The organism is Oceanobacillus sp. MO10714A (genome assembly GCF_037072045.1).
GTDB lineage: Bacteria > Bacillota > Bacilli > Bacillales > Amphibacillaceae > Oceanobacillus > Oceanobacillus indicireducens.
In genome coordinates this window covers 86,742-108,339 of record NZ_JAXHDC010000005.1, presented here as the reverse complement: position 1 = coordinate 108,339, position 21,598 = coordinate 86,742, and the positions used below count along the sequence as shown (strand labels likewise).

Genomic DNA, 21,598 nt, shown 5'->3' with positions numbered 1-21,598 from the left:
ATATTCGCTCGCACCCTTATTTCTATAACTACTAATAGCTCATCAAGGCAGTCAACAATGCCTTTTGCGCGTGAAGACGGTTCTCAGCCTGCTGGAATACAGCAGATTGCTTCCCTTCCAGCACACTTGCTGTCACTTCTTCCTCGCGATGCGCGGGCAGACAATGAAGAAACGTAACATCTGATTTAGCCTTTGCCAACAATTCGTCATTCACTTGGTAGTTTGCAAAAATTGCTTTTCTTTCCTCTTGCTCCGCTTCCTGGCCCATACTTGCCCAAACATCTGTATAAATAAAATCTGCATCTTTTACGGCTTTAATCGGATCTGTCATGATTGAAATTTTTCCACCAGTATCCGAAGCGATTTCTTCTGCTTGTTTTACGACTTCTGCATCTGGGAAATAACCTTCAGGTGCTGCGACAACCATATTTATTCCCATCTTCGCAGCTCCAATCAGAAGTGAATTCGCCATATTATTTCCGTCTCCAATATATACAAGCTTCTGACCTTTCAGCGTCCCTTTGATTTCTAACATCGTTTGCAAATCTGCCAGCACTTGGCATGGATGATGCAAATCCGTTAATCCATTGATAACCGGAATAGATGCATATTCAGCAAGCTCCTCCACATCTTCATGGGAGTAAGTTCGAATCATGATTCCGTCCAAATAGCCGGATAACACGCGCGCCGTATCTGCAATTGTCTCTCCACGGCCAAGCTGGATGTCTTTTGAATTTAGAAAGATCGCCTGCCCGCCAAGCTGAATCATACCCGCTTCAAAAGAGACACGCGTTCTCGTCGATGATTTTTCAAAGATCATGCCGAGTACTTTCCCTTTTAACGGTTCAAAGGCAAACCCCTTCTTACGCTGATCTTTTATATAAGAAGCAAGCTCCAATAAATGATGAATTTGCTCTGGTGTATAATCCTCAAGGCTAAGTAAGTCTCTTCCAAAAAATTCTTCGTTATCAATCTGCAAATCTTTCGCTAACGAAATCATGATGATACTCCTCCCAGAAATTTAAGTTATGTATTATTATGCACAATTATTCATAAATATGCAATAGTTTTTTATAAAAAAATTTAAACCTTATGGTAAAATAGGCAACTTTTAGACATAAACATCAATAAAATGCTTTACATCACAAAACAAAGGGGGAAATAACACAATTGAGCACCCTCAGAAAATAAGCGGGCAGCTGATTTGTTTAATTCAGCGTATTCCTAATGATATCGAAAGTTCACTGCCCAATCTTACAGGAATCCCGCTTGAACGGACGGTGCGAGCGCCTCTATTCAGACAAACAAAACAGAAAATGAATCTTTCAAGCGATTAGAGTGCCTCTATTCAGGCGAACAATACAGATTACGAATCTTTCAGGAGATAAGAACACCTCTATGCATCCGAAACGAAATTGGTTTTAAACGTAAACAAGATAACAACCATTTCCTCCTAACTAATTTACGCACTTTTCGTCATTCTCCCTGTTTAATGAACCCTAAAAAAGGCAATAGTCTTTATGAAGGGAAGCGATTGAATGAAACATTATGATTATATTATTATCGGATTTGGAAAAGGCGGGAAAACGCTCGCAGCAGATCTTGCCGCTCGAGGTAAAACCGTTGCGATGATAGAGAAGTCCAATGAAATGTATGGCGGGACATGCATTAACATCGCCTGTATCCCAACAAAATTACTCATCCACCACGCAGAGAAGGATAGCCAATTAAAAAATGATAAAAATGAATATTACCGGAGCGCGATTGAGGATAAAAATAAAACAATCGCCGCCTTACGGGAAAAGAACTACAAAACCCTAGCAGATCAAGATACGGTCATGGTTTATACGGCGGAAGCAAGCTTTGTCGGAACGAACCAGGTCCATCTCGAAGCTAAAGAAGAAACACTGGACCTTACTGCGGATTATTTCATTATCAATACCGGTTCGGAGCCAGTCATTCCTCCAATCGATGGATTAAAAGAAGCAGATCATGTTTATACATCAACAGAACTGCAACAAGTAGCCGAGCTTCCGGAAAAATTAATCATTGTCGGTGGCGTGTATATCGGGCTTGAATTTGCTGTTATGTATGCGAATTTCGGGTCGGAAATCATTGTAATTGATAGCGCGACAGACTTCATGGAAAACGACGACAGAGATATTGCAGAAGAAGTACTAAAAGTCATGCAGGATAAAGGTATTTCCGTTGTCCATGGAAGTAAAGCGACGTCGGTTTCCAATCGTAAATCTGGTGGAACAGAAGTAACCTATGAAAATGATAAGGGGAAAGAATTCACAGAGACAGCCTCCGCTCTCCTGCTTGCGACTGGTAGGAAGCCTTATACAGAAGGACTTGAGCTTGCTAAAGCAGGTGTAGAAGTTGATGATAACGGTGCAATCATTGTCGATGACTATTTACGGACTTCTAACAGACAAATTTGGGCACTGGGTGATGTGAATGGCGGTCCGCAATTCACGTATATCTCACTTGATGATTACCGGATTGTCCGGGATCAAGTTTTAACTGGTGGCTCTTACTCTTTAGCGAAACGTAAAAATGTGCCGTATAGTGTGTTTATCGAACCCGTGCTTTCCCATGTCGGACTGAATGAAAAAATGGCGCAGGAACAAAATATAAATTATGTCGTCGCAACCATGCCGGCAGCGAATATTCCACGTACGAAAATCAATAAACAGCCGAACGGTTTGCTAAAAGCATTAGTTGATCCTGAAACAAATAGGATTCTCGGATGTACATTATTCTCGGCGGAATCGAGCGAGATGATCAATACCGTTCGGGTAGCAATGGAAGCGGATCTGCCGTATACCTTTTTACGAGATAATATTTTCACCCACCCGACGATGAGTGAGGGGTTGAATGATTTGTTTAAGAAGTTTGATGGGAAATTGGCTTAAAATAATGTTTGTCTAAATTTTGGACACATCAAAATGGAATTGTGTAATCCGAAAGAGAAAGAACCCACCCTTTGCATTAATACAGAGGGTTCTTTCTCTTTAGAGTATTATTTTGAATGTCAACGCTTCATCAATATTTAAGTCATTTATTTTTAACAAAAGAACACTCCTTTACAAAAAAGAAAAACTTTATAGACAATAGGACTAATAAAGTGAAACTTCATTCAGTGGGGGTATTACAGACCATTAATACATGATAAAAATAGAAATTTTCTGATATTTTTAAAGAGTCTCGTGTAAGGAAGGAGTATGAGGAGCTTAATGAGTATAATGAAAGTAATTTTAAAGGTTCCAGCTGCTTTTTTAGCACCTTTTATATTATGTTTCCTTTTTTACTATATAATATAATTGCTGATATTATAGTTAGTAATTCTTTAAATACATATTTTACGCTTGCCGGACAAATTCTCGGTGTTTTTCTTATTTGCATTTACGCCTTGCCTATCTATCTTCTCATTGGGGTTCCTATATCTTTAATCATTGAACGAGTTAATAAAGGTGTACGGTGGATAAATTATTCTTAGCTGGAATGGCTGGAGGACTATTCTTATACTTTATGAATAGCAATCTACAAGACTTGGATGGTACGTTTTTTCTGATGGCGGCTGCAGGTTTATCTTACTATTTTTCATTAGTATTTTTAGAAAAATTAGTCCAAATACTTCGGAATAAGGAAGATTGATTACCTATATCTTTACTGACAAGCCCCATAATAGAAACATCATCCACACATACAAGAAACGGAGAAAGTCAGATGAATGAAATCATAGTTTATATCGTAGTTCTCTTCTTTATTATCGGGGCTATTGATAAAATAATCGGCAACCGCTTTGGATTCGGTGAGCGCTTTATGGAGGGCTTGATGGCGATGGGTTCCCTTGCCGTTGTAATGATTGGGATTATTTCCTTGGCACCAGTCATAGCAAAGGTTTTGTTGCCCATCGTCTCACCCGTCTACGGCTTAATTGGGGCAGACCCGGCAACCTTCGCGAATACGATTCTTGCCATCGATATGGGAGGCTATGCTTTAGCTGAAACGATGGCACGAACTCCTGAAGCTGGATTCTTCGCTTGGGTTTTCCTCGGAACAACAATTGGAGTAACCGTTGTATTCAGCCTACCGGTTGCGCTCGGGATAATCCAAAAAGAAGACCGTGAATTTCTAGCACAAGGAATTCTTATTGGTTTGGTGACAATCCCTTTCAGCACATTTATTGGCGGAATTACAGCTGGCTTCAGCTTAGAGATGCTCATTAGAAATTTGATTCCAACCATCATCATATCGCTCTTCATCGTGATCGGCCTCTGGAAAATTCCTATTCTTATAGTAAGAGGTTTCTCCATTTTCGGGAAGTTCATTGAGTTTCTTGCTATGGGTGGACTCGTTGCTATCGTGATCGAAACATTAACTGGCTTCGTAATCATTCCAGGACTTGCGCCGCTTGAAGAAGGGATTCAAATTGTCGGGACGATTGCTATTTTCCTTGCTGGAGCTTTTCCAATGGTGCTCTTCATTTCGAAAGCATGTAAAAAGCCGCTTGAAAAACTTGGATCAGCACTTGACATCAATACCACGGCAACAGCAGGACTAATCGCCACGATTGCCCATATTATTCCGATGCTTGTTCTAGTAAAGGATATGGATCCACGTGGGAAAGTTATTAATATTGCCTTTAGCGTAAGTGCATCCTTTGTGCTTGGGAGCCATCTCGGCTTTGTCGCAGGGATTGAACCGGAACTTGTTCTTCCGATGATTATTAGTAAACTATTAGGTGGGACTAGCGCAGTTATACTCGCTATATTCATATTGAATAAGCAGAAAAAAGCCGGCTAATAGTAGCCGACTTTTTCTTAATTTAACCAGTGGACATCCGTATCCGGATGAACGTTTAATTCGATATCTGCTGGAATTGTAATATAAAACATTCTCTCATCATCGAATACATCATAATAAATCCAAGAATGATCCTCTTCTTCTTCAAATTGGTTAAATGGAAATCCTTTCTCCATACTATTGAAACGATAAAGTTTATACCCAAGTACTTCAAGCGTTAGCTCCCCATTATGATTGTAGACCGTGACTTCACCTTCATCATAGACTGGTTCCACATCAATCTCAGGCGTTACCTCATAATAATCAACATGAATGGCCTCCTGATCCTCCACCCTTTTTATGATGACCGGAAATTGGTAATCTGGACTGGCATATAATGAAAAACTTTCCAATGAAAAACTTTCCTCTGTAGCCGTGGGAAATTCCCATTCCTCTTTCTTATATTGCTCAAATTCCTCCAGTTGCACTCCTTGATCCAATATTTCATGGACAAGGTAAATCCGATTTGTCATCTCCGCTGGCAGCTCTTCCTCATCCACAAATTCCTCTGTTGGGATAAATGTATATGCAATAACGGAAGCAATTAATAGAATGAAATACCCGCCAAGTAGCCAGTAACCGAATCTACTTATCTGCAACCTTCTCAACAAGAACGGAAATCCGATTATAACAAGGAGAAGCAGTATCGTGAAAAGTATACTCATTTTCTAACCTCCGTTCTGCTTGATATAGCAATGGAACAAGCAAATAGTATCCCAGCTGTAACAACTATTTTCATAAGGAATACAGCCATACTTGTTTCCCCGTAATAGAAATCTATCGTATTCATCATCCATTCATGGTTGATATAATTTATCGTAATCAATAGCCCAATAACCACAATTGGCAACAGGACGGGAAGCAAACGATGCAGCCTTGTCACCGTACCTAGTAAATAGCCGACCGCACAGAGTAATAGAAAATGGAGAATTACCGTTACTGTCCCAGCGAGCAATTCTCCACCGTTTAAGACGAATCCCGGTGACATAACGAACCGTTCATCTGTAAAATAATAGAGATACACTCGAACCGTAAATGATGCAAGTATTGTTACAATTCCGGCAACGATGCTTGCTCCAACGAGGAAGATCATGTTCGCCAGATGATTACTAAGCGTATTCCCTACAAAAGGAAAGGCGTTCTCCCATTCATTCTTTGTCGTCATGATAATCGCATGAATAAGTGCCCAGAGTGAAGTCAATGTAATAATATTGAGCGTATTATAATTCATGTACTCAATCTCCACGTAGTCCATTGTAGAATATCCCTGTAACGGACTAACGACGGAGAAAAAGATTCCAATAACTTGAACAAAGACAAGTGAGCTAAACATGCCAACATATACTTTCATCTTATAGTTTAATTGTTTTTTCACAGCAGCAGAAAGATCCATCTTATTTAAAGACATCATCTATCCCTCCCTTTTGCTTTGCAGTCAGATAAATACATAAATCATTTGGCGGCACAGGTCCTGTAGTCATCCCATGTTGTTTCGCCTTCCGTATAACGGGACTGTCTGATTTTACAGCGGCATAAGTGGAATAATCGCCTACTCGCGTTTCATAGATTACTGCTTCATCCGCAAGCAATGGCTCCAATATTTCCGCTCTTCCAGTTATTCCTTGCGCGTATTCCTTCAATTCATCCATCGACTCATGCAAGACAACTTGCCCCTCATCGATTAAAATGATTTCCTCCAGCAAGTCCTCCATTTCTTCCAAATGATGGCTCGATAAAAGAATTGTTCTTGGATGTGCCAGATAATCTTTCAACAGGGCCCGATAAAAGTCTTTTCTTACAGATTCGTCCATCCCCGTTGTCGGCTCATCAAACATCGTCAGCTTGCATCTTGACGCAAGCCCAATAATCATATTGAACGTGCTCTTCTTCCCTTTCGATAAATAACCATGCTTCTCTTTTGGGTGAAAGGAAAAATAGTCAAAGAGACGCTCCGCAAGAACAGCATCCCAGTTCGGATAAAAACGTGCTGCTTCTTTTAAAATATCTTCCAGTGTCAATGTATGGCTGAACTTCATTTGATCATCCACATAAATCGCATTCACGGATACGTTTAAATTTTGAAATGGCCGCTCGGAAAATACTTCGACCTTACCCGAAGTCTCATGCCAATACCCGGCAAGGATCTTCATGAGCGTTGTTTTCCCCGCCCCGTTACGGCCGATTAATCCGGTAATTTTATCGCCTTCCAATGTGAGACTTAGCTGGTTTAACGCGTTTCTTCCAATCATTCTTTTCGTTAGATCCCTGCATTCAATCACCTTCATGTTAATCTCCCTTCACATCTGTAATCGCTTGTTGCAACATTTCGATCAGCTCTCCCTCGCCTACTTGCAATCGCTTTGCTTCAAGAGCACCTTCCGTTAATAATCCCTTCAGCTTTTCATTTTTCCTTTTATCGGTAATAATTGCTTTTGCTTCTGTTGTCACAAACTTTCCAAGTCCCCGCTTCCCGTACAAAATATGTTCATCCGTCAAGACGTTCAAACCCTTGGCCGCTGTTGCCGGATTGATCGTAAACATTTCCGCCAGCTGATATTGGGAGTAGACCTTATCATCGGCCTTGAAATTATCATTCAATATTTCTGTTTCTATCCATTCAGCTATTTGGATATAAATTGGTCTTCCGCCATTTGGATCAATCATCAGGCCTGCACCTCCTCTGATATAGTGCATTACTCATGTAATGTACTATATAATATTTTTGTATAGAATGCAACTAAATTTTGGTATGCTAGGAGGAGATGACTCAAGGAGTGTGAAGGATGAATATTTATGTTGACGCGGATGCGTGCCCAGTGAAGGAAATTATTATCGATGAAGCGGTGCGGAGGGATTTGAATGTTTTTCTCGTAACGAGCATTTCTCATTTTTCCTTGCAAGAAAACCCGCCAGGTGTCGAGACAATTTATGTTGATAACGCCAGAGACGCGGCAGATTACCGGATTATGAAGCTTGCCAAAAAGGGGGATCTTGTCATTACGCAAGATTACGGCCTCGCCTCCCTCGCTCTTCCGAAGGGCTGTCTTGTCATGCATCATAAAGGTTTTATGTATACGAATAAGAATATCGATGAGCTGCTGCAAACGCGTTACCTGAGTGCTCAAGCGAGGAAGGCCGGACAGCGTACGAAAGGCCCGAAAGCCTTCTCAAACGAAGACAGAGAGAATTTCCGAGAGCGATTTATCCGTGTTTTGGAAAAATAAAGAGGCTGGGACATAACTATTCTAATATGAATTAAATCCGAACAAAACTGCTAACTAGCTCCGGGAATATACGGAGACTCCAGCAGGAGGAAAGGCATCGGTGAGACCCCGCAGGGCGGCAGTCCGAGGAGGCTCACCAGCCGCCTGCGGAAAGCGTAGTATATTCCCGGAGCGGTTGTTGATGCTCTTTCTTATCATTTGTTCGGATTTATAACCATACTAAGAAGTTATGTCCCAGCCTCTTTAGTCTAATTATTTAGTAAAAGAATATCACCTTAGTTTTAATTGTTCCAGACCTCACCATCGATATCATTATCCCAAAAATCTAAGCTGCTTTCACTAGCCTTTGTTAAATCATCAGATACTCTCTTTTCTTGCTTAGCTGCTAAATATTCAGCGAAGTCTAAAATTTCATCCACTTCCTGATCAGGTATTTTCTCTATGATTTTAAGTAAACGTTCTCTGGCTGTATTCATGCTAAAGGTCACCTCTTCCATGAATCATTTATTATTGCGTTGAAGCCAATTCCTCAAGGAACCACACACTACAACTATCCTACTTTTAGTTTTGTTCAACTTTTAAGCTATTCATTTTGCCTTACGATACATTTCCGCAAAATCATAAACTGCTCTGCGCTCCTGATATTCATAAATTGCTGCTTGCATGTCCGCCTCATCAAAATCCGGGAAATAAATATCCGTAAAATAAAGCTCGGCATGGGCAGCTTGCCATAAAAGGAAATTACTTAGCCGTTGCTCGCCACCCGTCCGGATAACTAAATCAAGCGCCGGCAATCCACCAGTATAAAGATAGTTTTCAATTGTTTCTTCATCCAGCTCTATATTTTTTTCCTGCATGTCACGAATCACGTGCTGCACAGCCTGCACAATCTCGCCCCTTCCACCGTAATTAAAGGCGAAGTTAACGATCAGCCCTGTATTATTCTTTGTCCGATCAATCGACTGTTGCAATGTTTTCCGCGTTGCTTTTGGCAGCTCATCCATATTTCCTGATATGGTGATTTTCACATTACGTCGCATAAATTCAGGAAGTTTCGATTTAAAAAAACGAATCGGCAGCCGCATCAGATAATTGACTTCTTCCTTGGCCCGCGCCCAGTTCTCTGAAGAAAAGGCGTATAAAGTCAACGCTTCGACACCAAGAGCAATACTTGCATCAATCGCTTTTTCCATCGCTTGAACTCCAGCATAGTGCCCCTCACTTCTCGTGAGTCCCCGGGATTTTCCCCATCTTCCATTACCATCCATTATGATCCCGACATGTTTCGGTATATCGACCACGACGATCCACCTCCATTAAGTTTAGAGCTCAAGCTCTTCCAGTAATTCTTTCGCTTCATTCCTCGCAAAGTTAAATGCTTGCCAGGATTCATATTCTCCATTTTCAAACTGTATCTTTTTATTTATTAATAAACTCTTTAGTTCTGGGATTTCCGGTTCCTGTTCATACAACTGAACAAGTCCTTTCACTCCCTCAGCACCTAGGGTATAGAAATAATGAATATCAATTTTCCCTGTTGCCTTATAGCGTTCCATATTGTTTTCCACGATCGTTTCTTCCAAGTTGACCGCATTTAACATGGCATAAAAAAGAAATGCACAAATCAGATAAAAATGTAAAATGGGCAGATTCTCTAACCAAACACGAATGAGTGTATAAGCAAAAATCACGAGTAAAAATGCCATAAAATAATGGGCGAGCAACCGGTCAATTGTAAAACCGTACGCCGTTTCATAAAGCGTTAGCCGCTGCCAGGCAGATATAAGCAAGATGCCACTAGCGACAATCAGAGCAGAATATAAGGTTTGCAAGATTCGTTTCTGCTTGCCGCCCTCCTCTTTCACCCGTTTCATGAATACGAGTAAAATCGTCCAGTTAATCAGTGTTACGAGAATTAACTCAAAGAAACCTCTTCTTGCATAATCGGCATACGTAAACCCATCAAGCAGCCCTTCATGAAAGAAATATTGAAACTGTACAGCGATAAACAGCATATATACCACATTTAATATAAGTAGAATCGTTGCCGCAACAATCCCCGGCCAATTTCTCTTATTTGGTGTCTCACAAATTTCTATCTCGCGCTTCGTCTTCTTCCCAATGACTTGAAAAATACAGAAGAAGAAAAGCGCTGCAATGACCGTAAAGGCGAGACGGAACCCAATTTCAACAAAATTCACGTCGATTCGGAAAACGAATAGATTTTCGATTTGCTCTTGGAAGACCGCATCCGCAGCCATTAAGAGTGGCACAACAATGACTAGGATTGGGACAGCGAGCAAGATTCCTATAAGAATCTGTCTTAATGTCCTGTTTTTCACCCGCCTTCTACTACGGGCAACGATTCTTCCGATATAACGTAAATAGTTCGTCAAATAAAGGAGGGCATCTGCAAGCTTTCCAGTTACGAGTCTGATAAAGGATAACTTACCCCAGTTCAATTTCGCCGGGCTAGTAATTAAGACGATATGGAAGAATACAACAGCTGGGATAACGAATAGGTTCAATACGTAAAATATCGTACTGTCAAAGAACAGGAAACTTCCTGCAAGCAACCAGATTCCCGCCATAAGTAACAAGCCGATTCGCCGGTGTTCAAAGGTAAAACCAAACCGCACAAATAACACGGTATAAAAGACCGCGATGAAGATAAGATAGGATATTCCAATCTTCCCGTATAAAAAGCTGACATTAGCCAGGAATCCGAGCAACAGACAAGCTGCTACAAATAGCCATTCTCTTTGTTTTGTCCGCATGGTAAACGCTCCTGTATACATAGAATTCCTATGTATATAGATAAACTATGTACATAGGTAAAAATCATTCATACTCTTTCGGACTGAACGAATGTATCCAGTCCGACTAAACAGACGCTTTTCTTCCCCAGTGGTAACCGATTAAACTAATCGGATATAATGCCACGGTACAAAGGATACTGAGCACGATAAAAGATTGATCGAGTAGTGGATCGAACCATTCATAAGGAATCAGTCGAAAAACAATCAAATACATAAGCAACAGATTCGGAATAATCCCGATGAGAAACGTCCGGGTAAGCACCTTTTTTCCACGTGCTCCTAAGGCTTTGCCGATTTCATAGCCAAGTAAACCCCAGAAAAATAAATAGACTAAAATAATAATTGTCGTCGATTCGGTTAAACTTTCCCAAAGGACCCCAAGCCACTTCCAGCCGAGGACATTGTAACCAATCGTAAAAAGCACACCACCAACAAATATTGCGATATTAAGGAAAACGAATAGCCGCTGCATTTTCTTCGGCGTAACGGACTTTTCTTCTTTCCAAAGTTCTGCCAGTTCTTCCGGAGAACCCAGCCGGGTAACAAGCAGGTTATAAATGTCCGCATTATTTTCTGTTATTTCCGCCAGCATCTCTTCTACATGCATGCGATATTCTGCAATAATTTCTGCACGGTTCGGATCTTCTTCCAATGCTTTTTCAAGCTCATGGAGAAACCGTTGTGCCTCCACGTTCATATCTCATTTCTTCCAATAAGATTATTCATAACCTGAACATACTGCTTCCATTCGGAAGTCCGTTCAGCTAGAATTTCTTTTCCTTCTTCGGTAATCCGGTAATATTTGCGGGCCGGCCCTTTTTCTTGTTGCTTCCAGTAATGTTCAACATAATCTTGTTTTTCCATTTTATGAAGCGCAGGGTAAAGCGTCCCTTCCTTCATTTGCAGTTGATCATCACTTCTTTTTGCCATTTCCTTCACGAGTTCATAGCCATACATATCCCGTTCATTCAGCAATTGCAGCACAAGAATGGACGTACTCCCTTTTACGAGTTCACGATTAAACATATTTTTCACCTACCTAGAATAATTAGGTATCTTTACTATAAGGGAAATGGTTTGGGTTGTAAAGATGTTTTTTAAATTCTTTCTTCAAAACTTGACTTATGCTGCATGAGCGCAGTTTTTGTCTGGATTGCTATGTGTGGGCGGGTAAGTGCAATGATGAGAGGATAAAAGTCATTTGTTTTCCTATTCGAGCGGGATCGGTGCAACGATGAGAGAATAAATCTTAGTTGTTTTCCCATTCCAGCAAGATAAGCGCTACGAGCGGAGAATAAAACTCGGTTGTTTTCCCATTCTAGCAAGACGAGCACTATGAGCGGAGAATAAAACTCCTTTGTTCTCCCATTCCAGCAAGACGAGCACAAGAATCGGAAAATAAAACCTGTTTATTTTCCCATTCCAGCAAGATAAGCGCTACGAGCGGAGAATAAAACTCCTTTGTTCTCCCATTCCAGCAAGACGAACACAAGAATCGGAAATAAAGCAACAGGATGGCTCAACCTTTCATTGATTACTATACGAAAAAAGAAAATAAAAACCACGAATTCTTTTAATCACCAGCGCTGCTTTCCAATTTTATAAAAAAATTTTAAAAAAGATGTTATTTTATGTTTTAAGAACTGCAGAACGGGTATAGTAAAGTACAAGGCGAACTACTATTGGAATTCGAGCCGAATGATAACTTGTGTTTCATAGCAAACAACTTATCAAGAAGCGGATTCTAATAGAGAAATGCACAGCCTTGGCGGAAAATTTGCTTTACGACGGAATCATCCCGTCAGCAACAACATGAGATTCCAATTCTCTTGCATGTTTGAAGAAAGTGATTTTTTGTGAAAGTGCAACTGCAACAAATAGCTGTTTGAAGTAAAAACAGCACGAAGTAAATATTAAGAATCGAGACGGGTAAATCAATTCCGTCATCACAGAACAAGGAAACAGAATTTTCCGCGCAACCGGTCACCACGACGGGGAAAGAGCCAGCTTCAAGGGTAGAAGCTGGCTTTTTCTGTGTTTAAAAATTTCCCCTTTCAATCTTCATTAAATATAGTATAATAAAAGTAACATGAATCGAAAGGGTGAGCCAAGAGACAATGAAAAACTAATCCTATTTTTAAAAAGCGAAACGGATGAGATATGTAGTGTTCAAGCAGAAGACCTGCTTCTTTCTCATGCACTTTTGTTTCGAAATAGGATTAGATTGGCTGACCATACTATATTCGGGGACCTTTCATTTTCCCATGCTTTCTAACTCCTATTTCAAACACGATTATAGGGGCTTTTTTATGCCCGAAAATAGGAGTTGTTTTTATGATTATAAAGGAATTAACGGATGTAACTTATGAAATCGGAGGCCGGAAACTCTTTGACATTGAGCATCTACAAATACGTGACAAGGAACGGATTGGACTTGTCGGCAGAAATGGTTCTGGCAAAACGACCTTGCTTGAAATCATTGCAGGAAAAAGGAGCATCCAATCCGGAACTATTTCCGGAAATGGTACTGCCACCCTTCTCCCCCAATTAAAACGAACCAGTACGGTGAAAAGCGGCGGAGAAGTAACCCAGCAGTATATCGACAAAGCCTTAGCCCGCAAAACTGAATTGCTTTTAGCGGACGAACCTACAACCAATCTCGATACAGTTAGAATTGAAAAACTGGAAAAAACGTTCGCACGTCTCCAAGGCGCAATCATTATTGTCTCCCACGACCGTGCATTTCTTGATGCGACATGTGAAACAATCTGGGAGATTGCGGATGGGAAAGTTGAAGTGTACAAAGGGAACTATTCCGACTTTACCGAGCAGAAAGAGCAAAAAATCCAAGAGCAAGAGAAAGCTTATGAAAATTATGTTCAGAAGAGACAGCAACTGGAAGATGCCCTTATGCTCAAGGAGAAAAAAGCAGACCGGGCAACAAAAAAGCCAAAAAATTTAAGTAGTTCAGAAGCGAGATTAAAAGGTGCAAAACCTTATTTCGCCAAAAAGCAGAAAAAGCTGCAACAAGTAGCGAAATCGATTGAAACACGGATTGAAAAATTGGAAAAGGTGGAGAAAGTAAAAGAGCTTCCGCCAATTAAAATGTCAATCCCAAATCAGGAATCGCTGCAAGGTAGAATCATCATTCGGGCTGAACATATCGCACAATCTTTCGGGGAGCGCGTCCTTTGGAATGAGGCGAGTTTTCAGATTAAAGGTGGAGATAAAATAGCGATTATTGGAGAAAATGGAACAGGGAAAACGACTTTAATCAAAAAGTTAATAAACGAAGAATCCGGCATTTCGATTTCCCCGGCGGTAAAACTCGGCTATTTTAGTCAGAATCTGGATGTTTTAGATCCACAAAAATCAATTCTAGAGAACGTCATGGAAACAGCTATCCAAGAAGAATCAACCGTCCGAACCGTGCTCGCGCGACTGCATTTTTTCCGCGATGCTGTCTATAAACGAATGGATGTGCTAAGCGGCGGTGAACGGGTTAAGGTCACACTTGCGAAACTGATGGTGAGTGATTGTAACACCCTTATTTTAGATGAGCCGACGAATTTCCTGGATATTTATGCGATGGAGGAGCTCGAGGCACTGTTGGAAGAATACGAGGGCACGATCGTTTTCGTTTCCCATGACCGAATGTTTACCAGCCGAATTGCCGAACGGATTCTGGCGATCGAGAAAAATGAGATCATCGACTTTCACGGGAGCTATGAACAATTTAAACATCGCAACATGGAAGTTGAAGTTGATACAAAGGAACAAAAGTTACTCGTCATCGAGACAAGAATCTCGGAAGTTTTGAGCAGACTGAGTTTGGAACCGACTGACGAATTAGAAGAGGAATTTCAATCGCTGTTAAAAGAGAAAAGAAAAATACTTGATGAATAGGAACAAGCGCATGTGCATATGAAGAAAACTTAGCACAGCTCACCTATACCGAAGCATCCCCCCTTTTCATATACTGCAAAGGAGAAATGGGGGATGCCGATTGAGAAGGGATGAATGGTTGCTGATCATTGGGCTTGTCGTATTCATTGTGGCAATACCTTTTGTATTGCATTTTTTCCTTGATCAAAAGATTCCCATTCCAGGGATACCGAGTGACCCGTCCGAGGATGAGGAAGAAACGAATGGAAATGGGGATAATAAGGACGAGGAAAAACAGTATTATTGGGGAGTAGATTCGGCGAGTTATACGGACGAGGAGTTATTTCAATGTGTCGCAGATCAAGTTGGAAAGCCGGAAGTCTGGGGACGATACCTCGGCGACCGGGATGGTGTGTCTGTTGGACTTGACGCTGCAGAAATTGACTTTTTGCATGAAAATAATATTCAGATCCTCGTTATTTATAATCATGTAAATGATGCCCGCGGGTATGGGCAAGGAGTAACGCATGCAAATCAGGCGATACAGTTTGCAGTGAATGTCGGGGTGCCTGAAGGAGTAGCCATCTTTGGTGATATTGAACCGGACTATCCGGTCGATCACGCCTTTATCGAAGGATGGTACGATACGTTGACTGCATCGGATTATGCACCTGGAATTTACGGGGTATTTAATGAGGACAGTGACTTAATGCTTGCATTTGAAGCGCTGGATGCGGATATCCAGAAAGGTACAATTGTTTGGACTGCCTACCCGCAACAGGAAATTACGACACCAGAAAATGCTCCCGAGTTTAATCCAGAAGGGCCAGAAGCTGCACCGGTACTCGGATGGCAATACGCGATTGAAGCAGAAGCGTGCGCAATTGATACGAATTTATTTTCTGAAGAGATATTGGAGTATTTGTGGTGAGGCGGTGGGTGATGTGGTGTATGGCATGCAGATGACTGATGGATCTGGAACGCTTTGTCCGTGCACTTTCGTGTGTCATATCGGCGGACTAGGGCTTTGATAAGATGTATCAGCTCTCTTCTAATCAAGTATGGATCTCGTCAAGGTACTGAAGCGCCCGCCCCGTTCCCTATTCAGCCAACTGGATGGCACTGATAATGCTTATCCGTGCCATCTCCAACGAATTTCCAGCATTCCAAGTCACCGACAAACAAATTCCCGCTCCCAACTGGGACAGTTGCTCTGACCCCCTGTCCCAATTCTTTCAGCAAAATAGGGTAAACTGATACATAGTTACTCCGGTTTTATTACCGGATTAGAAAAGAGGTACGTAGATATGAATACAGAATACGCCATTGAATTGGAGAATGTCTCTTACTCTGACGGTCCGCTAAAAATTATTAAAAATGTCAGCGGATCGTTCCGGAAAGGTAAAATCACTTCCCTTGTCGGCCCGTCCGGCGCTGGGAAAACAACCCTTTTCCGACTTTGCAATGGACTAATCTCGCCAACTCACGGCACGATTTCCATTTACTCAAAAAATATCCAAGAATATGAGCCGACAAAGCTAAGGAGAAATGTTGGACTAGCCTTGCAAAATGCGACCATGCTTCAAGGCACCGTTTATAAAAATTTACAACTCCCTCGGACGCTTGCCGGGGAAACGTTGACCGAAGATGAAGCTGCCGATTTACTTACGAAGGTAAGCTTGGATAAAGATTTGCTGAAGCGAGATGTCGGTGATCTTTCCGGTGGACAAAGGCAAAAAGTATCCATCGCAAGAACCCTTGTGAACCAGCCGGAAATTTTATTATTGGATGAAATCACGTCATCGCTTGACCGAGTTTCCACCAATGATATTGAAAACTTGATTGAAAAAATCAACAAAGAAAACGGTGTGACGATTATCTGGATTACCCATAATTTAAACCAAGCCACTCAAATCGGGGATGATACGTGGGTTATGATGAATGGTGAATTAATCGAATCCGGACCGAGCAGCCTGCTCAAAAATCCAGAGAACGAGAAAGTAAAACAATTTGCAAAGGGGGATTTCATATGAGTTTTCTAACATTATCGCTAGCGCTTGTCTTCGTACTCATCCCTCTTATTCTGACAAAGACATTAAACCTTGGCCTTGGGAAAGACACAATCATTGCAACAATCCGATCGATCATCCAATTACTTGCAGTCGGTTATATTTTAACCTTCGTCTTTGAATCTGAAAATCTAATTTATATTTTCTTGATGGTTGTTCTTATGATCACCGCCGCAACCCATAACGCAAGGAAGAAAGGTGCGTCAATCCAAGGAATCACGTGGAAACTCGTGCTCACCTTCATCATCATCGAAGTCGTCACACAGGGAATCCTGATCGGCTTTAAAATTACACCGGCAGAAGCCCAATACATTATCCCAATCAGTGGCATGCTAATCGGGAATTCGATGGTTCTCTCGATTCTTTTCTTAAATCGTTTCACAGCTGAGATTGAAGCGAGGAAAGAGGAAACGGAACTTATTCTTTCTCTTGGAGGAACACCGAAACAGGCAATCCACTACTCGTTGATTACCTCTATTAAAGCAAGTATGATTCCGACGATTGAAAGCCAGAAGACAATCGGACTCGTCCAGCTCCCCGGCATGATGAGCGGACAAATTATCGCAGGCGCCGATCCCGTGCAAGCTGTCCAATTTCAACTTCTCATCCTCTTCCTATTGCTGACGACAGCGGCCGTTACGAGTATTATTCTAGGCTTCCTGTCCTATCCAACCCTTTTCAATAGTCGAATGCAGCTTGTGAAATGGCCCGATAAAAACAATGACCCTGCCTAATAAGTTGACCAGGCAGGGTTACTTTTTTCTTTATTATTCATTTTCAGCTAAGGCGAATGCTTGACAGAAGATATTTTTCCCTTTATACTTTTAATTAATTAAATATATCTTAATTCAGTATATATGAAAAGGAGTTAATCACGATGAGTGAGAATTTATCTTTGAAATCGTTTGTTGTTTTAATGAAAGCATCGAAGACATTAGAAGAAATGGTGAAAAAGGACATCGCTGCCCATGGTATGAAATTATCCGATTTTTCTATTCTGGAAGCACTATACCATAAAGGCAGACAAACAATCAAGCAAATATCTGAAGCGGTGCTGATTAATACAGGTTCCATCACGTATGTCATCGATAAACTGGAGAAAAATGAATTACTGCGCCGCACGAATTGTAAAGACGACCGTCGCGTTATTTATATTGAGATTACGGATAAAGGTAAAGAAGTAATGAATGAAGTTTTCCCTAAGCATCAGGCGCGGATTGAAGAAATCTTCGAAGGTATCTCGGAAGAACATAAAGAAATCCTGATCGAGACGATTAAAACAGTAGGTAAACGAGCTGGCGACCTTGTTTAATGCCGGTGGAAAATAATGCAGACAGGAGGTGCCGCAACATGCTTTCGATTGATCCAGAAGAGCAAACGGAAAGAGAAAATTATAAGCTGCTAATCGGCTCCATCATTCCACGACCAATCGCATTTATTACAACTAAATCTTCAGACGGTATCATAAACGCAGCACCATTCAGCTATTTCAACATCGCTGCAACCGATCCACCGATGCTCGCTGTTTCGATTCAACGGAAGGACGGCACCCGGAAGGATTCAGCAAGAAATATAATCAATACGAAAGAATTTGTCATTCATATTGTCGATGAGGATAATGTAGCGGAAATCAATAAAACAGCTGCGTCCCTTCCCCCGAATAAAAGTGAAATCGATGTGACCAAACTGAATCTGGCAGGTAGTACCGATGTAGCTGTTCCCGCCGTCGAACAAGCAAAAGTCCGGTTTGAATGTACACTGGAAAAAGCAATCGAACTTGGACGGGATGACATAACTACTGCCGATTTGATCATCGGTAAGGTGGATAGATTCCATATCGCTGAAGATGTGTATGAAGCAGGCAAGATCAATTACGGCAAATTAAAAGCTGTTAGCAGGCTTGCCGGTCACGACTACGCCACAATCGGCAATATATTCAGTATCGAAAGACCGGTATAGAAAGGAAGATTATATAAATGAAACACGTATTCCAAAAAGGCAATGACCCTTCCAGACCAACATTACTTTTACTGCATGGTACCGGAGGAAACGAACAGGACTTGCTTCCCCTTGCAGAAATTATCGATAAAGACGCGAACGTACTGAGTGTTCGTGGCAATGTCCTTGAAAATGGGATGCCAAGATTCTTCAAGCGGCTTGCAGAAGGAGTATTCGATGAGGAGGACTTGATTTTCCGTACGCAAGAGTTAAATGAATTCCTTGATGAAGCGGCAGAGAAATATAAACTCGACCGGAACAATATAACTGCTGTCGGATATTCCAACGGTGCAAATATTGCAGCGAGTCTGATGTTCCATTATCAAGATGCACTGAAAGCAGCCCTTCTCCATCACCCAATGGTGCCAAGAAGAGAGATTGATTTGCCTGACTTGACTGGGAAGCGCGTGTTTATCGCAGCAGGGACGAATGATCTAATTTGCCCAGCGCAGGAATCAGAGGAATTGCACACTCTACTTGCCGATGCTGGAGCAGAAGTTGAACTCCACTGGGAAAACCGTGGTCACCAATTAACGATGACGGAAGTACAAGCAGCTGCCGCCTGGTATAAATAAAAATAAAGTCGCGGGTCTTACGTATTTTCAGCGTAAGACCTGCGACTTTTTGAAATATTTTACTCCAAGATTAAACATGATAAGATTGGGGGAGAAAGGAGTTGTTTTTTTGGACGGACTTATTTTTCTCATCGTAAGCTTTGTAGGTCCATTCATCGCTCTTATCATAATTGCAGTTGCAATACTACGATCCATTAAAAAGTAAATTATATCTTCATTTAGTGGGTGTTTTTTTCTCCACTGAATGAAGTTTCACTTTGTCGTCTTTTTCATTGTTCTTATCCAAAAACGAAAGACCTTATGATAAACATTCTTCCCCGTTTTTCATAAGGTCTTTGCGCTCTCTTATTTTTCCTTCAATTGTCTTTGCAAGTTATGCATTTCATCATTCAGCTTTTCCATCATCGTATCCATTGCTTCTCTTCGCGGCTGATCTTCCGGCAAATAAATTGGATCACCGAAAATGAGCTTCGGCTTCTGGAATTTGAGTAAGTCTTTAAAGTTGTTCGGGCCAACGTAAGCTGCTGGTATAATCGGTGCTTTACCATAAGCTGCAATCGTCACGGCACCCCGTTTTAGAGGAACTTCCTCCGTTGTTCTCGTTCCACTCGGGAAAATTCCAATAATTTTCTCTTCCTTTAATAGTTTACGAGGTATCTTAATCGTGCTCGGTCCCGGATTATCCCGGTCAACTGGGAATGCATTCAAAACATTCATCAGCCAGTTTGTGAATTTCGTCTGGAATAATTCCTTTTTTGCCATATAATGAATTTGATTTGGCAATAAAGATACACCAAGCCATAAAATATCAACCCAGCCTGTATGCGTACAAGCAATAATGTATCCGCCTTTATCGGGTAATTTTTCTTTCTGATAGACTTTGATTCTTCCAAAAATATTCAAGATAATTTTTACTACATGTGCTGCAAAATTATACATGGTCTTTCCTCCTACACTCGTGCATCTCTCTTATTTTATCATAAAGCAGGAGGAACGGGTATCCTTTACTTGGAGGAGTTGGCTCTTTGTTTAGAGCTTCTCCTTCTTTATTCTAATACTTGATATAACCAATAAAATCACTGTTAATAATAATGTAATCGGAATCCCTTGGCAAAACAACTGTTCCATTATTTTATTGCTCATCAATCATATGTAACCTGCGTTTGAATATCTGCTCTACTTTATCGGATCTGCATTTGCTATAATAGTTTTATTCCTGCTCGGTTCCCTATTTTTAAGCTTCAAAATAAAAAAGGAGTCCATCTATTCGGTGAAGATAATGCCCCAATAAGACCCCAACTTAAAACCGTATAACAGCAAGCAAACAGCTTCATCTCACTCACTTAATTAAGAAAACTAAATAGATATTTACATGAAAGAGCCATTTGATTCACTTGCCAAGTCGCTTTCATTATGTAAATTGAACTTGGGCGTTTACTAATTCCTTTATGGAAGATAGAAACGTCTTTTTTGTATGCAAAATTTTAAAGATCTTAAACATATCTATAATTTACACCTAAAACGTCATTTGAACGGTATTTCACCGATCAATGGCGCTTTTTAATTTACTAGATTTGGAGTGGTAATGATGAAATACAACATCATTTATGCTGATCCACCCTGGCGGTATCGTAAAAGAAAAGGACAAGGAGTCACGAATAGAGCCAGAGGTTGATTTTGTAGTGATTTATACTGGAATACAAGGGCTATCAAAAGCAGACGACAAAGGCGGGTTTTACGGTCCCAAACCGTAAAACCTGTCTTTGTCGGGCAGGGCTTGCCCTGCCCTTACCCCCTGTTTCTAACAGGGGGGTAGAAAAACAATAAAAGACTGTTCCAAAAGCCAATAACACCTGACGGCACAACGGTTTGGAGCATATTACAGGATGTCAGATTTTATGCCTTAGTTAACATCTTTTTTTTGCATTGAAGGAAAGTAAATGAATCAAGAACCTTGGTATCAAAAATTAAAAGTACAACGATAGCATATTACATATAAACTCATCTTGGAGAGTTAGATGGTTATACTCTTTACCGATTCATTGTGTCCATGTACACCAAACTATCTTTGTGGACTAGTAGCCGCATGATTTGATATTTGGAACGGTTTATATTTTATTATTTATTTCACTTGACATTGCACTGCAATATATAGTAGGTTATAATTACTACAACTT

The 21,598-nt window shown here is 40.9% G+C and carries 25 protein-coding genes; 12 read left to right on the top strand and 13 right to left on the bottom strand.

Annotation, left to right across the window (positions count from 1 at the left end; all coding sequences use genetic code 11):
- Window positions 1-31: 31 nt before the first annotated feature.
- Entirely contained in the window at window positions 32-1,000 is a 969-nt protein-coding gene (gene argF, locus SPD53_RS06110) for an ornithine carbamoyltransferase (RefSeq protein ID WP_336251959.1), read from the bottom strand.
- A 538-nt stretch (window positions 1,001-1,538) separates the two neighbouring features.
- Between argF and SPD53_RS06105 the strand changes: the two genes are divergently transcribed.
- The 3 genes from SPD53_RS06105 to eutH all read left to right on the top strand — a co-directional run bounded on the left by SPD53_RS06105 (window position 1,539) and on the right by eutH (window position 4,812).
- Window positions 1,539-2,918, top strand: a complete 1,380-nt coding sequence (locus tag SPD53_RS06105) for an FAD-dependent oxidoreductase (RefSeq protein ID WP_336251958.1) — start codon at window positions 1,539-1,541, stop codon at window positions 2,916-2,918.
- A 565-nt stretch (window positions 2,919-3,483) separates the two neighbouring features.
- Window positions 3,484-3,660 (top strand): hypothetical protein, encoded by a 177-nt coding sequence (locus tag SPD53_RS06100; RefSeq protein WP_336251957.1) that lies wholly within the window; start codon window positions 3,484-3,486, stop codon window positions 3,658-3,660.
- A 72-nt stretch (window positions 3,661-3,732) separates the two neighbouring features.
- Window positions 3,733-4,812: an ethanolamine utilization protein EutH gene (gene eutH, locus SPD53_RS06095; protein WP_336251956.1), complete on the top strand. Its 1,080-nt coding sequence runs from the start codon at window positions 3,733-3,735 to the stop codon at window positions 4,810-4,812.
- A gap of 17 nt (window positions 4,813-4,829) precedes the next feature.
- Here eutH and SPD53_RS06090 read toward each other — a convergent pair whose 3' ends face one another.
- From SPD53_RS06090 to SPD53_RS06075, 4 genes are read right to left on the bottom strand one after another with little or no spacing between them, the layout of a single operon-like run.
- Complete coding sequence (locus SPD53_RS06090; RefSeq protein WP_336251955.1) at window positions 4,830-5,516, bottom strand: hypothetical protein; 687 nt, start codon at window positions 5,514-5,516, stop codon at window positions 4,830-4,832.
- Window positions 5,513-6,259, bottom strand: coding sequence for a hypothetical protein (locus SPD53_RS06085; protein ID WP_336251954.1), 747 nt, complete (start codon window positions 6,257-6,259; stop codon window positions 5,513-5,515). The genes SPD53_RS06090 and SPD53_RS06085 overlap by 4 nt, the downstream gene beginning before the upstream one ends.
- Window positions 6,246-7,136: an ABC transporter ATP-binding protein gene (locus SPD53_RS06080; RefSeq protein ID WP_336251953.1), complete on the bottom strand. Its 891-nt coding sequence runs from the start codon at window positions 7,134-7,136 to the stop codon at window positions 6,246-6,248. Before SPD53_RS06080 ends, SPD53_RS06085 begins: the two co-directional genes overlap by 14 nt.
- Before the next feature lies 1 nt (window position 7,137).
- Window positions 7,138-7,518 (bottom strand): GntR family transcriptional regulator, encoded by a 381-nt coding sequence (locus SPD53_RS06075; protein WP_336251987.1) that lies wholly within the window; start codon window positions 7,516-7,518, stop codon window positions 7,138-7,140.
- A gap of 116 nt (window positions 7,519-7,634) precedes the next feature.
- On the opposite strand from SPD53_RS06075, the gene SPD53_RS06070 reads away from it, so the two are divergent.
- Entirely contained in the window at window positions 7,635-8,075 is a 441-nt protein-coding gene (locus SPD53_RS06070) for a YaiI/YqxD family protein (protein WP_336251952.1), read from the top strand.
- Between the two features lie 281 nt (window positions 8,076-8,356).
- Here SPD53_RS06070 and SPD53_RS06065 read toward each other — a convergent pair whose 3' ends face one another.
- The 7 genes from SPD53_RS06065 to SPD53_RS06035 all read right to left on the bottom strand — a co-directional run bounded on the left by SPD53_RS06065 (window position 8,357) and on the right by SPD53_RS06035 (window position 12,841).
- Window positions 8,357-8,551 carry a DUF2281 domain-containing protein gene (locus SPD53_RS06065; RefSeq protein ID WP_336251951.1) on the bottom strand — a complete coding sequence of 65 codons (195 nt, stop codon included), beginning with the start codon at window positions 8,549-8,551 and terminating at the stop codon, window positions 8,357-8,359.
- A gap of 111 nt (window positions 8,552-8,662) precedes the next feature.
- Window positions 8,663-9,376, bottom strand: a complete 714-nt coding sequence (locus SPD53_RS06060) for an isoprenyl transferase (RefSeq protein ID WP_232334468.1) — start codon at window positions 9,374-9,376, stop codon at window positions 8,663-8,665.
- Between the two features lie 21 nt (window positions 9,377-9,397).
- The gene (locus SPD53_RS06055) at window positions 9,398-10,852 is read right to left on the bottom strand and encodes a DUF4153 domain-containing protein (RefSeq protein WP_336251950.1); all 1,455 of its coding nucleotides are present in this window, start codon (window positions 10,850-10,852) and stop codon (window positions 9,398-9,400) included.
- Window positions 10,853-10,958: 106 nt separating this feature from the next.
- A complete protein-coding gene (locus tag SPD53_RS06050; protein WP_156857648.1) occupies window positions 10,959-11,591 on the bottom strand; it encodes an HAAS signaling domain-containing protein in 633 nt (210 codons plus the stop codon).
- Window positions 11,588-11,920, bottom strand: coding sequence for a PadR family transcriptional regulator (locus tag SPD53_RS06045; RefSeq protein ID WP_156857649.1), 333 nt, complete (start codon window positions 11,918-11,920; stop codon window positions 11,588-11,590). Before SPD53_RS06045 ends, SPD53_RS06050 begins: the two co-directional genes overlap by 4 nt.
- 71 nt (window positions 11,921-11,991) lie before the next feature.
- Window positions 11,992-12,228, bottom strand: coding sequence for a hypothetical protein (locus tag SPD53_RS06040; protein WP_336251949.1), 237 nt, complete (start codon window positions 12,226-12,228; stop codon window positions 11,992-11,994).
- A gap of 448 nt (window positions 12,229-12,676) precedes the next feature.
- Window positions 12,677-12,841 (bottom strand): hypothetical protein, encoded by a 165-nt coding sequence (locus SPD53_RS06035; RefSeq protein ID WP_194461797.1) that lies wholly within the window; start codon window positions 12,839-12,841, stop codon window positions 12,677-12,679.
- A gap of 387 nt (window positions 12,842-13,228) precedes the next feature.
- Between SPD53_RS06035 and SPD53_RS06030 the strand changes: the two genes are divergently transcribed.
- The 7 genes from SPD53_RS06030 to SPD53_RS06000 all read left to right on the top strand — a co-directional run bounded on the left by SPD53_RS06030 (window position 13,229) and on the right by SPD53_RS06000 (window position 19,421).
- The gene (locus tag SPD53_RS06030) at window positions 13,229-14,800 is read left to right on the top strand and encodes a Vga family ABC-F type ribosomal protection protein (RefSeq protein WP_336251948.1); all 1,572 of its coding nucleotides are present in this window, start codon (window positions 13,229-13,231) and stop codon (window positions 14,798-14,800) included.
- A gap of 100 nt (window positions 14,801-14,900) precedes the next feature.
- Complete coding sequence (locus tag SPD53_RS06025; protein ID WP_156857651.1) at window positions 14,901-15,710, top strand: glycoside hydrolase domain-containing protein; 810 nt, start codon at window positions 14,901-14,903, stop codon at window positions 15,708-15,710.
- 376 nt (window positions 15,711-16,086) lie between these two features.
- Window positions 16,087-16,812, top strand: a complete 726-nt coding sequence (locus tag SPD53_RS06020; RefSeq protein ID WP_336251946.1) for an ABC transporter ATP-binding protein — start codon at window positions 16,087-16,089, stop codon at window positions 16,810-16,812.
- Entirely contained in the window at window positions 16,809-17,582 is a 774-nt protein-coding gene (locus SPD53_RS06015; RefSeq protein ID WP_156857653.1) for an ABC transporter permease, read from the top strand. Before SPD53_RS06020 ends, SPD53_RS06015 begins: the two co-directional genes overlap by 4 nt.
- A 143-nt stretch (window positions 17,583-17,725) precedes the next feature.
- Window positions 17,726-18,160 (top strand): MarR family winged helix-turn-helix transcriptional regulator, encoded by a 435-nt coding sequence (locus SPD53_RS06010; protein WP_156857654.1) that lies wholly within the window; start codon window positions 17,726-17,728, stop codon window positions 18,158-18,160.
- Between the two features lie 38 nt (window positions 18,161-18,198).
- Window positions 18,199-18,807, top strand: a complete 609-nt coding sequence (locus SPD53_RS06005; RefSeq protein WP_156857655.1) for a flavin reductase family protein — start codon at window positions 18,199-18,201, stop codon at window positions 18,805-18,807.
- A gap of 17 nt (window positions 18,808-18,824) precedes the next feature.
- Window positions 18,825-19,421 carry an alpha/beta hydrolase gene (locus SPD53_RS06000; protein ID WP_336251945.1) on the top strand — a complete coding sequence of 199 codons (597 nt, stop codon included), beginning with the start codon at window positions 18,825-18,827 and terminating at the stop codon, window positions 19,419-19,421.
- 345 nt (window positions 19,422-19,766) lie between these two features.
- On the opposite strand, the gene SPD53_RS05995 is transcribed toward SPD53_RS06000, so the two are convergent.
- Window positions 19,767-20,360 carry a lysophospholipid acyltransferase family protein gene (locus SPD53_RS05995; protein ID WP_156857657.1) on the bottom strand — a complete coding sequence of 198 codons (594 nt, stop codon included), beginning with the start codon at window positions 20,358-20,360 and terminating at the stop codon, window positions 19,767-19,769.
- 668 nt (window positions 20,361-21,028) lie between these two features.
- Here SPD53_RS05995 and SPD53_RS05990 point away from each other — a divergent pair.
- Window positions 21,029-21,175: a hypothetical protein gene (locus SPD53_RS05990; RefSeq protein WP_156857658.1), complete on the top strand. Its 147-nt coding sequence runs from the start codon at window positions 21,029-21,031 to the stop codon at window positions 21,173-21,175.
- Window positions 21,176-21,598: the final 423 nt, after the last annotated feature.